This is a genomic window from Rhizobium vallis (genome assembly GCF_003985155.1).
Classification (GTDB): Bacteria; Pseudomonadota; Alphaproteobacteria; order Rhizobiales; family Rhizobiaceae; genus Rhizobium; species Rhizobium vallis.
Genome location: NZ_ML133692.1, coordinates 137,497 through 152,685, shown reverse-complemented (window position 1 = coordinate 152,685; position 15,189 = coordinate 137,497). Strand labels below are relative to the sequence as shown.

Here is a 15,189-nt window from a genome sequence, read left to right as displayed (position 1 = left end):
CATTCACCCAACCCCCAAAATCGCTGTGACATCCCTTCGTCACCTCTGTAATCTCCTTTGAAAAACAGGGGGAACATCCGTGCGCATCCTGCTCACCGAAGACAATATCGCGCTGGCCGACGGCCTGTCGGCGATCTTGCGCGGCACGGGCCATGCGGTCGATGTCGTCCATGACGGCGCATCCGCCAATGCCGTCATCGCGGCTGAGAATTTCGATCTTGTCATCCTCGACCTCAACCTGCCCGAGATGGATGGGCTCGACGTGCTACGCGCCATGCGCGCCCGGCAGAACCAGGCGGCCGTCCTCATCCTGACGGCGCGCGGCGCGCCGGAAGAGCGGGTGAAGGGTCTCGATCTCGGCGCCGACGATTATCTGATCAAACCTTTCGACATCGCCGAATTCGAGGCGCGGGTGCGCGTCTTGCTGCGCCGCCAGGCGGGCTTGCGTTCGGCGACCGTCGGCTTCGGCGGCATTTCCTTCGACCTCACCTCCCGCACCTTTTCATCGGGCGCGACCCCCCTCGACATTCCCGCCCGCGAGCTCGGCCTGCTCGAAATCCTCTTCATGCGGGCCGGCAAGGTCGTTGCCAAGGAGGCGATCATGCAGTCGCTGACGGCCTTCGATGACGACATTTCCGCAAATGCGATCGAACAATATGTCAGCCGTCTGAGGAAACGCCTCTCGCCGCACGGGCTGACGGTCAAGACCGCCCGCGGCATCGGCTATTATCTCGACAAGCTGCCAGAGGCCTTATGAAAGCTGCCTACTCCCTCAGGCGCCGGCTGCTCTTCTGGCTGCTCGTCTCGACAGCCGTCATCGGTACGCTGGCGCTTGCCGATACCTATCGCGAGGCCGTCCAGACCTCGAACATCGTTTCGGACCGCGTGCTCGCCGGCTCGGCTCTCGCAATCGCCGAACGCGTCGTCGTCGCCGAGGATGGGACGCTGCAGGTCGACATCCCCTATGTCGCGCTTGAAATGCTGACCTCGGCCGCGCAGGATCGCGTCTTTTACCGGGTCGATGGCCCGCCGGGCCAGTTCATCACCGGCTACCAGTCCCTGCCGGTCCTGAAGAAGGCGCCGGGCGATGCCGCCGCTTTTGCCGACGACACCTTCCGCGGCGAGCCGATCCGTGTGGCGACGCTCGAACGTTCCGCCTCGACCGGCATCCGCTCCGTGCCCTTCGTCGTCACGGTGGCGGAAACCACCATCGCCCGCCGGCAACTGGCGCAGGCGATCCTCGTCCGCTCGGCGCTGCGCCTCGCCTTCATGATCCTGGGCGCGGCCGTCATCGTCTGGATCTCGGTCACGGTGGCGCTCCGCCCGCTCTACAAGCTCGGCGACGCCATCGGCGAGCGCAGCCCCGACGACCTGCATCCGATCGAAGAGACGGTGCCGAGCGAGGTCGAGCCGCTTGTGGATACGGTGAATTCCTTCATGGTCCGCCTGCAGTCGGCGCTCGATGCACTGCGCCATTTCACCGGCAATGCCAGCCACCAGCTGCGCACGCCGCTCGCGATCATCCGCACCCAGCTTGCCCTTTCCGCCCGCGCCGGCTCGCTGGATGAAGCCCAGGCGGCGGCGCTGAAGGGCGATCAGGCGGTGGCGCATGCCGAGCGCATCCTTGCCCAGCTTCTGTTGATGGCCAAGATCGACGCCGCCACCGCCAAGGAAGCGTTGACCGCTTCCGCCATCGATCTTGCGGCCATCGCCCAGGAAATCACCGGCGAACAGATCCCGGCGGCCGCCGTCGCCGGCATCGATCTCGGCTTCGAGGGCGAGAGCCCGGCGATGATCCGCGCCGAGCCGCTGCTGATCGGCGAAATGCTGCGCAATCTTGCCGGCAATGCCATCGCCTATGCCGGCAAGGGAGCCGAGGTCACCGTCCGCATCATCGCCGCACCTGAGACGATCCGCCTCGAGGTCGAGGACAACGGCCCCGGCATTCCGCACGAGAAACTGGAGGCCGTGCGCCGGCGTTTTTCGCGCGGCAATGATTCCGGTGCGCCGGGCGCCGGCCTCGGCCTGCCGATCGTCGAAGAAATCGCCAATCTTTTCAACGCCGCCCTGACGCTGGAACCGGGAACGGACGGCCGCGGCCTGAAGGCCGCCGTCACCTTCGCCAAGGCAGCATAGAAGCCGGCCGCCTTTGCACCTTGCTTTCTTTCGCTGCATTGCACACACTGATTTCGGGAACAGCAAGCCGCACAACGATGCGCGCCGGATAAAAAGAGAAATATGTCGATCAAAGCCAGCATCTATCATCTGACGCACTATACCTATGACAAACCGGTCCGCCTCGGCCCACAGATCATCCGGTTGAAACCGGCCTCGCATTCGAAGACGGGGGTGCTCAGCCACTCGCTGAAGGTCACGCCCTCCAACCACTTCGTCAACCTGCAGCAGGATCCCTACGGCAACTATCTTGCCCGCTACGTCTTCCCGGATCCGGTGACCGAGTTCAAGATCGAGGTCGACCTCGTCGCCGACATGACGGTCTACAATCCCTTCGACTTCTTCGTCGAAGAGGAAGCGACCAAATGGCCCTTCGACTATCCTGAAACGATCCGCGAGGATCTGTCGATTTACATGACGCCGGACCCGGCCGGCCCGCGCCTGAAGGCGCTGCTGCCGACGCTCGATTGGTCTCCCGGTCAGCCCACCGTCGATATGATCGTCGGTTTGAATGCCCGCCTGCAGCGGCAGATCGGTTATGTCATCCGCATGGAAGCCGGCGTCCAGACGCCGGAGGAGACGCTGGAAAGCGCCAAGGGTTCCTGCCGCGACACCAGCTGGCTGCTCGTCCAGATTCTCCGCCATCTCGGCCTTGCCGCCCGCTTCGTCTCCGGCTACCTCATCCAGCTGACGCCCGATCTGAAAGCGCTCGACGGTCCTTCCGGCACCGAAGTCGATTTCACCGACCTGCATGCCTGGGCGGAGGTTTATCTGCCCGGCGCCGGCTGGGTTGGCCTCGATCCAACCTCAGGTCTCTTGACCGGCGAAAGCCATATCCCGCTTGCCGCCACGCCGCATTTCCGTAACGCCGCCCCGATTTCCGGCGGTTATTTCGGCGAGGCCGAAACCGAATTCGCCTTCGACATGAAGGTCTCGCGCGTCGCCGAGCACCCGCGCATCACCAAGCCCTTCTCCGATGAGAGCTGGGACGAGCTCAATCAGCTCGGCGAAAAGGTCGACCGCGTCCTCGAAGCCGAGAACGTGCACCTGACGATGGGCGGCGAGCCAACCTTCGTCTCGATCGACGACTTCCAGTCCGAGGAATGGAACACCGCCGCCGTCGGCCCGACCAAGCGCGAAAAGGCCGACAGCCTGATCCGCAGGCTGCATGAACGCTTTGCCCCTGGCGGCTTCCTGCATTACGGCCAGGGCAAATGGTATCCGGGCGAAAGCCTGCCGCGCTGGACCTTCTCGCTCTATTGGCGCCGCGACGGAAAGCCGGTCTGGCAGAACCTCGATCTGGTCGCCGCCGAAGGCAAGGACACCGGCGTTGCGGCCGAGGATGCCGAAAAACTCCTGGCAGCGATCGCAAAGGAGCTGGCGATCAAGCCCGACATGGTGCAGCCGGCCTATGAAGATACTGCCGACTGGATCATCAAGGAGGGCAATCTTCCCGATAATGTCGATCCGGCAAATTCGAAACTGAAAGATCCGGAAGAACGCAACCGCATCGCCCGCGTCTTCGACCGCGGCCTCACCGTGCCCACCGGCTACATCCTGCCGGTTCAGGCATGGAACGCCAAAGCAGCCGAAGCCCGAGTCTGGGTCAGCGAGAAATGGCGCACCCGCCGCGGCAAGATCTTCCTCGTCCCGGGCGACAGCCCGATCGGTTACCGCCTGCCGCTCGGCACATTGCCCTATGTTCCGCCGGCACGTTATCCCTATATCCACCCGGCCGATCCGACGATTCCGCGCCAACCGCTGCCTGACGTTTTCGTGCCGGCCGGCCGGGCCATGCCGGAAGCTTCCTTCCATGCCGACGAGAGCAATCGCGGACGGATTGAACAGACGCTGGGCGAAATCGGCGGCGCCGTGCGCACCGCCATGTCGGTCGAGCCGCGCGACGGCAGGCTCTGCGTCTTCATGCCGCCGGTCGAGCGCATCGAGGATTATCTCGAGCTGATTGCCGCTGCCGAAAACGCCGCCGCCGAGCTCAAGCTTCCCGTCCATATCGAAGGTTACCCGCCGCCGCAGGACGAGCGCATCAACGTCATCCGCGTTGCTCCGGATCCCGGCGTTATCGAGGTCAACATCCACCCGGCCTCGAACTGGAAGGAATGCGTCGATATCACCACGGCGATCTACGAAGAGGCACGCGCCACCCGGCTCGGCGCCGACAAATTCATGATCGACGGCCGCCACACCGGCACCGGCGGCGGAAATCATGTCGTCGTCGGCAGCGCCAATCCGAACAACAGCCCGTTCCTGCGCCGTCCCGATCTCTTGAAGAGCGTCGTCCTCCACTGGCAGCGCCACCCATCGCTCTCCTACCTCTTCTCCGGCATGTTCATCGGCCCGACCAGCCAGGCGCCGCGTATCGACGAGGCTCGCCACGACACTCTCTACGAGCTGGAGATCGCCATGGCGCAGATCGGAGCACCCGGTCGCGGCCAGCAGCCTTTGCCCTGGCTCGTCGACCGCCTGTTCCGCAATCTTCTGACCGACGTCACCGGCAACACCCACCGCGCCGAGATCTGCATCGACAAGCTGTTTTCGCCCGACGGCCCCACAGGACGCCTCGGCCTCATCGAGTTCCGCGGTTTCGAGATGCCGCCGAACGCGCGCATGTCGCTTGCCCAGCAATTGCTGGTTCGCGCGCTCATCGCCCGTTTCTGGGTAAACCCTGTCGACGGCAAGTTCGTCCGCTGGGGCACCACCCTGCACGACCGTTTCATGCTGCCGCATTTCGTCTGGGCCGATTTCCTCGACGTGCTCGCCGATCTCCGCGAAAACGGCTTCGACCTCAGCCCCGAATGGTTCAAGGCCCAGCTCGAATTCCGCTTCCCCTTCTGCGGCGAGGTCGAATACGAAGGCTCGAAGCTGGAACTGCGCCAGGCGCTGGAGCCCTGGCATGTCATGGGCGAGGAGGGCGCGCCGGGCGGGACCGTCCGCTATGTCGACAGCTCCGTCGAGCGCCTTCAGGTACGGCTCGAAACCAGCAATACCGCGCGCTATACCGTCACCTGCAACGGCCGCACCCTGCCGCTGACGCCGACCGGCACGTCGGGCGTCTCGGTCGCCGGCGTCCGCTACAAGGCCTGGCAGCCGGCCTCCGGCCTTCATCCGGTGCTTCCGATCAACACGCCTTTGACTTTTGACATTTATGATACATGGTCGAAGCGTTCGATCGGCGGCTGCATCTATCATGTTGCCCATCCGGGCGGCCGGACTTATGACACCTTCCCGGTCAACGGCAACGAGGCGGAAGCAAGGCGGCTTGCCCGGTTCGAGCCGTGGGGACATACGGCGGGCGGTTATATCCCGCGCGCCGAGGCGCCTTCGCCGGAATTCCCGCTGACGTTGGATCTGAGGCGGCCCGCCGGAATTTGAGGCCGGGGCAAAGGCCGAGGGTTGAGGTTGGGTTTAGATGGGTAGTAAGAGACCGGCAGTGGAGCGCAAAGAGGAGGCTGGGCGCAGCATCGGCAAGGATGCGGCCTTCGACTATGCGCCGCTTTCCGGCTCGGCCGACGAAATGGTCGACAACAAGGGCGCGGTCCGCCCCGTCTGGCAGCGTTTCCTCTCCCATCTCGGCGCAATGCCGGAGAAGGATCTTGCCGAGCGTTTCGCCCGCGCCGACCGTTATCTCAGGGATGCCGGCGTCTTCTATCGCGCCTATGGCAGCAAGGGCACCGGCGAACGCGCCTGGCCGCTTTCGCATATTCCCGTGCTGATCGACGAGCGCGAATGGCAGGCGCTGTCGGCGGGCCTCGTCCAGCGCGCCGACCTCCTGGAAGCAATCGTCGCCGATATTTACGGCGAGAACCGGCTGGTCCAGGAAGGCCTCCTGCCGCCGGCGCTGATCGCCGCCAATCCCGAATTCCAGCGTCCGCTTGCAGGCATCCGGCCGGCATCCGGCCACTATCTGCATTTCTGCGCCTTCGAAATCGGCCGCGGCCCTGACGGCAACTGGTGGGTGCTGGCCGACCGGACGCAGGCCCCGTCCGGCGCCGGTTTCGCGCTGGAAAACCGCGTCGCGACGACCCGGGCCTTCTCGGATATCTACGCCGAAACCCCGGTCCACCGTCTTGCCTCCTTCTTCGGCGCTTTCCGCGACGCGCTGCAGGGCATGAAACATTCGGGCGACGACCGCATCGCGGTGTTGACGCCCGGCCCCGCCAACGAGACCTATTACGAACACGCCTACATCGCCCGCTATCTCGGCTTCATGCTGCTCGAGGGCGAGGATCTCACCGTCGTCAAGGGCCGCATCATGGTGCGCACGGTCGCCGGCCTCAAGCCGATCGGTGTGCTCTGGCGCCGTCTCGATTCGGCTTTCGCCGATCCGCTGGAACTGAACCAGAATTCGCATATCGGCACGCCAGGCCTGGTCGAAGCGCTGCGCGCCGAAAGCGTCACCATCGTCAACGCGCTTGGCACCGGCATTCTCGAAACCCGGGCGCTTCTCGCCTTCATGCCGACCATCTGTCGGCATCTCCTGGGGACGGATTTGCAGCTGCCGTCGATTGCTACATGGTGGTGCGGCCAGCAGGATGAGCGCGAGCACGTCGCCGAGAACATCGAGAAGATGGTGATCGGCCCGGCCTATTCCCGCGCCCCCTTCTTCGACGACAACGGCGAATCCGTGCTCGGCTCGTCGTTGCGTGCGACTGCCAAGGATTCGATTACCGACTGGCTGAGTTCTGACGGCCCGAAACTGGTCGGCCAGGAGGTCGTCACGCTCTCGACGACGCCGGCCTGGGTCGACGGCAAGCTCGTGCCGCGGCCGATGTCGCTGCGCGTTTTCGCCGCTCGCACGGCAAACGGCTGGCAGATCATGCCCGGCGGTTTCGCCCGTATCGGCTCCGGCGCCGATGTTGCGGCAATCGCCATGCAGTCGGGCGGAGCGGCCGCCGACGTCTGGATCGTCAGCGACAAGCCGGTCGAGCGCCACACGCTGCTGCCGGCCGAAGGCAGCTTCACCCGCAACATGCCCGGCAGCCTGCCGAGCCGGGCGGCCGACAATCTGTTCTGGCTCGGCCGCTACATCGAGCGCGCCGAAGGGGCGCTGCGCATCCTGCGCGCCTGGCATGCGCGTTTTGCCGAAGCCGCCGATCCGAACCAGCCGCTACTTGCCGACGTCTCCGCCTATCTCGCGGCCGTCGATATCGATACCGCCGAACCCGTGCCGGAAACGCTGCTGCGCAATATCGACAGCGCCGTTTATTCGGCGAGCAACATCCGCGACCGTTTCTCGCCCGACGGCTGGCTGGCGCTTAACGATCTCGCCAAGACCGCGCACCGGTTCCACGTCACCGTCTCCGCCGGCGATGACGCCAGCCATGCGATGACCATCCTTCTGCGTAAGCTCGCAGGCTTCGCCGGTCTCGTGCACGAGAACATGTACCGCTTCACCGGCTGGCGCTTCCTCTCGCTCGGCCGCTATATCGAGCGCGGCCTGCACATGACGCGCCTGCTTGGCCACATGTCCGGCCCGGAAGCACCCGACGGCGCGCTCGACATGCTGCTCGAAATCGGCGACAGCGTCATGACCCACCGCCGCCGCTACAACGTCAACACGGCGCGGCTGACCGTCACCGACCTGCTGGCGCTCGACCCCCTCAACCCGCGCTCGGTCCTCTTCCAGGTCAACGAGATCCACCACGAGGTCGAGCAGCTGCCAAACGCCCTGATCAACGGTCAGATGTCACCCTTCTACCGTGAAGCGATGCGGCTTCATTCCGGCCTGGCGGTGATGACGCCGGAAGGCATGGGGATCGAAGTCTATCAGCGGCTGGAACGCGAATTGGAGCAGCTTTCCGATCTGCTCGCCCAGACCTATCTCGGGTGACATCAGTGCTCTACGATCTCACTCTCCGCATGGGTTACAGCTACGACGTGCCGGCCTCCGGCGCCCGTCACATCATGCGCCTGATGCCGCTGTCGCTGACCAACCGGCAGCGCCTGGTCGCCGGCTCGATCACCATCTCGCCGACGCCGGACGAGCAGTCGCATTTCGTCGATTTCTTCGATCATTCCGCCACCTCCTTCATGCTGCGCGCGCCGCACGAGGCGCTCGACATTCGCATGCAGGCCCGGGTGCAGGTGGAAAGCCAGCCGATCGCCGCCGATTTCTCGCCGCTGCTTGCCGACCTGCCGGAGGAGATAGCAGGCATCTGGTCGCTGGCGCCGGATTCGCCGCACCACTTCCTCGGCGACAGCCCGCGCCTGACGCAAGCACGCGAGATCGCCGACTATGCGCGAAACTGCGCCACGCCTCATCTGACGGCGATGCAGATCGCCCATGCGCTCTGCGCCCGCATCAACAAGGATTTCACCTACGATCCCGAAGCGACGACGGTGGACACCACGCCGCTCGAAGCGTTCAGGCTGAAGCGCGGCGTCTGTCAGGATTTCACCCACATCATGATCGTAGCACTTCGAAGCCTCGGCATTCCGGCTGGCTACGTCTCCGGCTTCCTGCGCACCATCCCGCCGCCCGGCAAGGAACGGCTCGAAGGGGCGGACGCCATGCATGCCTGGGTGCGCATCTGGTGCGGCGAAACGATCGGCTGGATCGAACTCGATCCGACCAACAGCATTCCCGCCGGCATGGATCACATCGTCGTCGCCTATGGCCGGGATTATTCCGACGTCGTCCCCGTCATCGGCGTCTTGAAAAGCTATGGCGGTCAGCGCGCCGTCCAGGCGGTCGACGTGATCCCGCTGAAATAATCCCAAAACTGGAAAAATCCGCCGATTCGTTAAAATTGTATTGATGCCGTAAGGACGCCGGAAAGGAGAGGCGTGCCTAATGTCACCCACAGGGTCTATTTCGGGTGAACATGATGAGCACCTCCTTGCATCCCTGCCTGCGTCGCATGTTCAGCGACCGTGGCGGCAATTTCGGCCTCATGACGGCGATCATGATGCCCGTTCTTCTCGGCGTCGCCGGTATGGCGATTCAGGTTGGCGATATGCTGCTCGCCAAACAGCAGCTCCAGGAAGCGGCCGATTCAGCCGCGCTCGCGACCGCTACCGCACTAGCGAACGGCACGATCCAAACGTCGCAGGCCGAGGCCTTTGCGCAAAATTTCGTTGCCGGGCAAATAGCGAACTACCTGCAGAGCGGCACCGACATCAAGAACACGACGAGCGTCGGTGTCCAGACAACGACATCAGGCAAGTCGACATCCTATCAGGTGACGGTTTCACCGAGTTACGACCTCACGGTCAACCCGCTGATGCAGGCGGTTGGCTTCAAGACGCAACATCTCTCGACCTCCAGCACGACGGTCGGTGGTCACTCAGAGACCCAAGGCTCGATCTCTATGTTCCTCGCACTCGATAAATCGGGGTCGATGGGAGATCCTACCACCACTGTCACGACGGAACCATACACCTATGACTGCAACCCTCACCCCAACAAAAAGGGCAAGACAGTCTACGACACCTGCACCGGCACGCGTACGCGTTTTTACACAAAGATAGAAGCGCTGAAGCTCGCCGCCGGCAAACTCTTTGGTCAGCTCGATAGCGCGGATCCCAATGCCGAATATGTGCGCACAGGCGCGGTATCCTATGATATCGTTGAATACCCCGCCAGCAGTCTCGCCTGGGGAACTGCCGCTGTCACGAGCTATGTCAACGCACTTCAGTCAGGAGGTGGCACGAATTCAAGCGGCGCAGTGAACACGGCTTACACGTCTCTCACCGCCAAGAACGCCGCGGGCAATGACGCCGAAGACGCCGCCCACCGGCAGAAGACCGGGCAAGTACCCAAGAAGTACATCGTCTTTATGACGGACGGCGACAACAACAATGATAGCAGCGGCGGCCGTTCCTACGACACCGCGACGAAGAAGACATGTGACGACGCGAAATCTAAGGGCATCGAAATCTATACGATTGCCTTTATGGCACCCGCGGGCGGACAGGCGCTGTTGCATTATTGCGCCTCCGACGACTCCCATTATTTCCAGGCTGAAAAAATGGAAGACCTCCTTGCGGCCTTTCAGGCGATCGGTGCGAAAGCCTCCGCTCAGCTGACACGTCTGACGAACTGAGCATACGGCTACGAAAAAGGGCAAAGGAAAAGCCGCGCCGGAACAAACCGGCGCGGCTTTTCGTTATTCTCGTCCAACCCATCTGATCGGGAAAAGCGATTGAAATCAATACCCTCGAGTCTCGTGAATATGAAGCTTTCGCAAATTTTTCGTTTGTCCAAATCCTTTGTTGCAAGTGCTTCCTAACGATGCATAAACTGTCGGAGTACAGGCGACAAATCGATTAAATCAGGCATAACATCCTGAAACCAAATTAAAATTGGCGAGATCTGACCATGAATACCGTTTCCAAGCCGGTTATCCCCTCCCCCGCCCCGCGCAGCTCAAAGCCGGAAATTCTCGCCGAAGAAATCATCGAACGCCTGACCTACCGCATCGGCAAGGACGCCAAGGTGGCAAAGCCGCATGACTGGCTGACCGCGACGATCCTGGTGGTGCGCGACCGTATCATCGACAAATGGATGGCTTCCACCCGCGAGGTTTATGCGACCGGCGCCAAGCGCGTCTATTATCTATCCCTCGAATTCCTGATCGGCCGCCTGATGCGCGACGCCGTCTCGAACCTCGGCCTGATGGAGGAGGTGCGCGATGCGCTCGCCTCGCTCGGCGTCGATGTCAACGTCATCGCCGGCCTTGAGCCGGATGCCGCACTCGGCAACGGCGGCCTCGGCCGTCTGGCCGCCTGTTTCATGGAAAGCATGGCAACTGTGAACGTGCCCGCCTATGGCTACGGCATCCGCTATGTCCACGGCTTATTCCGCCAGCAGATGGCTGACGGCTGGCAGGTGGAACTGCCGGAAAACTGGCTCGCTCACGGCAATCCCTGGGAATTCGAGCGCCGCGAGAGTTCCTACGAAATCGGCTTCGGCGGCGCGGTCGAATTCATCACCACCCATGACGACCAGCCGCGCTATGTCTGGAAACCGGCCGAGCGCGTCATTGCCGCCGCCTTCGACACGCCGGCGGTCGGCTGGCGCGGCAAGCGCGTCAACACGCTGCGCCTTTGGTCGGCGCAACCGATCGACCCGATTCTGCTCGACGCCTTCAACGCCGGCGACCACATCGGGGCGCTGCGCGAAAGCAACAAGGCCGAAAGCCTGACCCGGGTTCTTTATCCCGCCGATGCCACGCCCGCCGGCCAGGAGCTGCGCCTGCGCCAGGAATTCTTCTTCTCGTCCGCCTCGCTGCAGGACATCCTGCGCCGCCACCTGCAGCAATATGATGATTTTACCTCGTTGCCAGACAAGGTGGCGATCCAGCTGAACGACACCCATCCCGCCGTCTCGGTGGCCGAACTCGTGCGCCTCCTCTGCGACGTGCACGGCATGGATTTCGAGCAGGCCTGGGATATCACCCGCCGCACCTTCTCCTACACCAATCACACGCTTCTGCCCGAAGCGCTGGAAAGCTGGCCGGTGCCGCTGTTCGAGCGACTGCTGCCGCGCCACATGCAGATCGTCTATGCAATCAACGCCAAGATCCTGCTCGACGCCCGCAAGGGCAAGAACTTCTCCGATGGGGAAATCCGCTCGATCTCGCTGATCGAGGAGAGTGGTGACCGCCGCGTGCGCATGGGCAATCTCGCTTTCGTCGGCTCGCATTCGATCAACGGCGTCTCGGCCCTGCACACCGATCTGATGAAGGTGACGGTCTTCGCCGACCTGCACAAGCTCTATCCCGACCGCATCAACAACAAGACCAACGGCATCACGCCGCGCCGCTGGCTGCAGCAGTGCAATCCTGGCCTCACCGGATTGATCCGCGAGGCGATCGGCGACGAATTCCTCGATGATGCCGAAAAGCTGCGCGCCCTCGACGTGCATTCTTCCGATCCGGCTTTCCAGCAGAAATTCGCGGCGGTCAAGCGCGCCAACAAGGTGGCGCTCTCCAACCTCGTCGCCAGCCGCATGGGCGTCAAACTCGATCCGTCGGCAATGTTCGACATCCAGATCAAGCGCATCCATGAGTACAAGCGCCAGCTGCTGAACATCATCGAGGCCGTCGCCCTTTACGATCAGATCCGCTCGCATCCCGAACTCGACTGGGTGCCGCGCGTGAAACTCTTCGCCGGTAAGGCGGCGCCGAGTTATTACAACGCCAAGCTCATCATCAAGCTGATCAATGACGTCGCTCGTACGATCAACAACGATCCGTCGGTACGCGGCCTGCTGAAGGTCGTCTTCGTACCGAACTACAATGTGTCGCTTGCCGAAGTCATGGTTCCGGCCGCCGATCTCTCCGAGCAGATCTCGACCGCAGGCATGGAAGCATCAGGCACCGGCAACATGAAGTTCGGCCTGAACGGCGCGCTGACGATCGGCACGCTTGACGGCGCCAATGTCGAGATGCGCGACAATGTCGGCGCAGACAACATCGTCATCTTTGGCCTTACGGCCGACGAAGTGTCGAAGGTCCGCAGTGATGGCCACAATCCCCGCGCCATCATCGAGGGCTCGCGCGAACTCGCGCAGGCGCTTTCCGCCATCGGTTCCGGCGTCTTCTCGCCCGATGACCGCAACCGCTACACCGCGCTGATCGACGGCATCTATTCGCACGACTGGTTCATGGTCGCCGCCGATTTCGACGCCTATGCCCAGGCCCAGCGCGAAGTCGACCAGATCTGGACCAACCAGTCCGCCTGGTACACCAAGACGATCAACAATACGGCGCGGATGGGCTGGTTCTCTTCCGACCGTACGATCAGGCAATATGCAGACGAAATCTGGAGAGCCGGATGAAAACGCCGAAAGCAGTCCCTGAAGTAAAGCTTTCCTGGGAAATTTCGGCAGATGAAATCACGGCGATCCTTGCCGGCTCGCATTCCAATCCTTTTGCCGTCCTAGGCGTGCACCCGGCCGGCGACGCTTTCGTCGCCCGGTGCTTCATTCCGGGCGCTGAGGAAGTGACCGCCATGACGCTCGACGGCGGCGTCATCGGCGAACTGAAACAGCTCCATGCCGACGGCTTCTTCGCCGGCCCGGTTTCACTCACCAAGCTGCAACCGGTGCGTTACCGCGCCCGGCGCGGCGATTCCGAATGGGCGGTGACCGATCCCTACAGCTTCGGTCCGGTGCTCGGGCCGATGGACGACTACTATGCCCGCGAAGGCTCGCATCTGCGACTGTTCGACAAGATGGGCGCCCATCTCATCAAACATGACGGCGCCCAGGGTATCCACTTCGCCGTCTGGGCGCCGAATGCGCAGCGCGTCTCCGTCGTCGGCGATTTCAACAACTGGGACGGCCGTCGCCATGTCATGCGCTTCCGCGCCGACAGCGGCATCTGGGAGATTTTCGCCCCTGACGTACCGCTTGGCGTTGCCTACAAGTTCGAGATCCGCGGCCACGACGGCGTGTTGCTGCCGCTGAAGGCCGATCCCTTCGCCCGCCGCAGCGAGCTCAGGCCGAAAACCGCCTCCGTCGCCGCCGCCGAGCTGGAGCAGGTCTGGGAGGACGAAGCCCATCTGAAGCACTGGCGCGAGACCGACAAGCGCCGCCAGCCGATCTCGATCTACGAGGTACACGCCGCCTCCTGGCAGCGTCGGCCGGACGGAACCATGCCCTCCTGGGACGAACTCGCCTCCAGCCTCATCCCCTACTGCGTCGACATGGGCTTCACCCATATCGAATTCCTGCCGATCACCGAGCATCCCTACGACCCTTCCTGGGGCTATCAGACGACCGGCCTTTACGCGCCGACGGCCCGCTTCGGCGAACCGGAGGGTTTTGCCCGTTTCGTCAACGGCTGCCATAAGGTCGGCATCGGCGTCATCCTCGACTGGGTGCCGGCGCATTTCCCGACCGACGAACACGGCCTCGGCTGGTTCGACGGGACGGCGCTCTACGAGCACGAAGACCCGCGCAAGGGCTTCCATCCCGACTGGAACACGGCGATCTATAATTTCGGCCGCACCGAGGTCGTCTCCTATCTCGTCAACAATGCCCTCTACTGGGCCGAGAAGTTCCATCTCGACGGCCTGCGCGTCGATGCCGTCGCCTCGATGCTCTATCTCGATTATTCCCGCAAGCACGGCGAATGGATCCCGAACGAATATGGCGGCAACGAGAACCTCGAAGCCGTCCGCTTCCTGCAGGATCTCAATATCCGCATCTACGGCCAGCATCCAAACGTCATGACCATCGCCGAGGAATCGACCTCCTGGCCGAAGGTCTCGCAGCCCGTGCATGAAGGCGGCCTCGGCTTCGGCTTCAAGTGGAACATGGGCTTCATGCACGATACGCTGAGCTACATGAGCCGCGATCCCGTGCACCGCAAGCACCATCACAACGAGCTCACCTTCGGCCTGCTCTACGCCTATTCGGAGAACTTCGTCCTGCCCCTGTCGCATGATGAGGTCGTCCACGGAAAAGGCTCGCTGATTGCCAAGATGCCGGGCGACGACTGGCAGAAATTCGCCAATCTGCGCGCCTACTACGCCTATATGTGGGGTTATCCCGGCAAGAAGCTCTTGTTCATGGGCCAGGAATTCGCCCAGTGGAGCGAGTGGAGCGAGGAGAAGTCGCTCGACTGGAATCTGCTTCAGTACCGTATGCACGAGGGCATGCGCCGCCTGGTGCGCGACCTCAATTTCACCTACCGCAGCAAACCGGCTCTGCATGAGCGTGACTGCGAGGGCGACGGCTTCGAATGGCTGGTGGCCGACGACGGTGAGAATTCCGTCTTTGCCTGGCTGCGCAAGGCGCCCGGCCAGAAGCCCGTCGCCGTCATCACCAACTTCACTCCTGTCTATCGCGAGAACTACTCGATCCGTCTGCCGTCCGCAGGCCGCTGGCGGGAGATCCTGAATACCGATGCCGACATCTATGGCGGCAGCGGCAAAGGCAATGGCGGGCGCGTGCAGGCCGTCAATGCCGGCGGCGACATCACCTGCTCGATCACGCTGCCGCCTTTGGCGACAATCATGCTTGAACCTGAAAATTAAGACTGGTGG

General features: G+C 62.9%; 8 protein-coding genes. All 8 read left to right on the top strand.

What is annotated here, in order from left to right; all coding sequences use genetic code 11:
* Positions 1-79 precede the first annotated feature (79 nt).
* The 8 genes from EFQ99_RS20345 (at position 80) to glgB (ending at position 15,180) form a co-directional block, all read left to right on the top strand.
* Complete coding sequence (locus EFQ99_RS20345; RefSeq protein ID WP_126923038.1) at positions 80-757, top strand: response regulator; 678 nt, start codon at positions 80-82, stop codon at positions 755-757.
* Entirely contained in the window at positions 754-2,136 is a 1,383-nt protein-coding gene (locus tag EFQ99_RS20340) for a sensor histidine kinase (RefSeq protein ID WP_126923037.1), read from the top strand. The genes EFQ99_RS20345 and EFQ99_RS20340 overlap by 4 nt, the downstream gene beginning before the upstream one ends.
* Before the next feature lie 102 nt (positions 2,137-2,238).
* Positions 2,239-5,565, top strand: coding sequence for a transglutaminase family protein (locus EFQ99_RS20335; protein ID WP_126923036.1), 3,327 nt, complete (start codon positions 2,239-2,241; stop codon positions 5,563-5,565).
* A gap of 37 nt (positions 5,566-5,602) precedes the next feature.
* Positions 5,603-8,023: a circularly permuted type 2 ATP-grasp protein gene (locus EFQ99_RS20330; protein ID WP_126923035.1), complete on the top strand. Its 2,421-nt coding sequence runs from the start codon at positions 5,603-5,605 to the stop codon at positions 8,021-8,023.
* Positions 8,020-8,907 (top strand): transglutaminase family protein, encoded by an 888-nt coding sequence (locus EFQ99_RS20325; RefSeq protein WP_126923034.1) that lies wholly within the window; start codon positions 8,020-8,022, stop codon positions 8,905-8,907. The genes EFQ99_RS20330 and EFQ99_RS20325 overlap by 4 nt, the downstream gene beginning before the upstream one ends.
* A gap of 113 nt (positions 8,908-9,020) precedes the next feature.
* Entirely contained in the window at positions 9,021-10,238 is a 1,218-nt protein-coding gene (locus EFQ99_RS20320; RefSeq protein ID WP_126923211.1) for a TadE/TadG family type IV pilus assembly protein, read from the top strand.
* 275 nt (positions 10,239-10,513) lie between these two features.
* Positions 10,514-12,976, top strand: a complete 2,463-nt coding sequence (locus tag EFQ99_RS20315; RefSeq protein ID WP_126923033.1) for a glycogen/starch/alpha-glucan phosphorylase — start codon at positions 10,514-10,516, stop codon at positions 12,974-12,976.
* Positions 12,973-15,180: a 1,4-alpha-glucan branching protein GlgB gene (gene glgB, locus EFQ99_RS20310; protein ID WP_126923032.1), complete on the top strand. Its 2,208-nt coding sequence runs from the start codon at positions 12,973-12,975 to the stop codon at positions 15,178-15,180. Before EFQ99_RS20315 ends, glgB begins: the two co-directional genes overlap by 4 nt.
* Positions 15,181-15,189: the final 9 nt, after the last annotated feature.

Coding starts and splice junctions, on each gene's coding strand:
- EFQ99_RS20335 (WP_126923036.1), top strand. CDS start 2,239: ATGTCGATCAAAGCCAGCATCTATCATCTGACGCACTATACCTATGAC.
- glgB (WP_126923032.1), top strand. CDS start 12,973: ATGAAAACGCCGAAAGCAGTCCCTGAAGTAAAGCTTTCCTGGGAAATT.
- EFQ99_RS20330 (WP_126923035.1), top strand. CDS start 5,603: ATGGGTAGTAAGAGACCGGCAGTGGAGCGCAAAGAGGAGGCTGGGCGC.
- EFQ99_RS20320 (WP_126923211.1), top strand. CDS start 9,021: ATGAGCACCTCCTTGCATCCCTGCCTGCGTCGCATGTTCAGCGACCGT.
- EFQ99_RS20315 (WP_126923033.1), top strand. CDS start 10,514: ATGAATACCGTTTCCAAGCCGGTTATCCCCTCCCCCGCCCCGCGCAGC.
- EFQ99_RS20340 (WP_126923037.1), top strand. CDS start 754: ATGAAAGCTGCCTACTCCCTCAGGCGCCGGCTGCTCTTCTGGCTGCTC.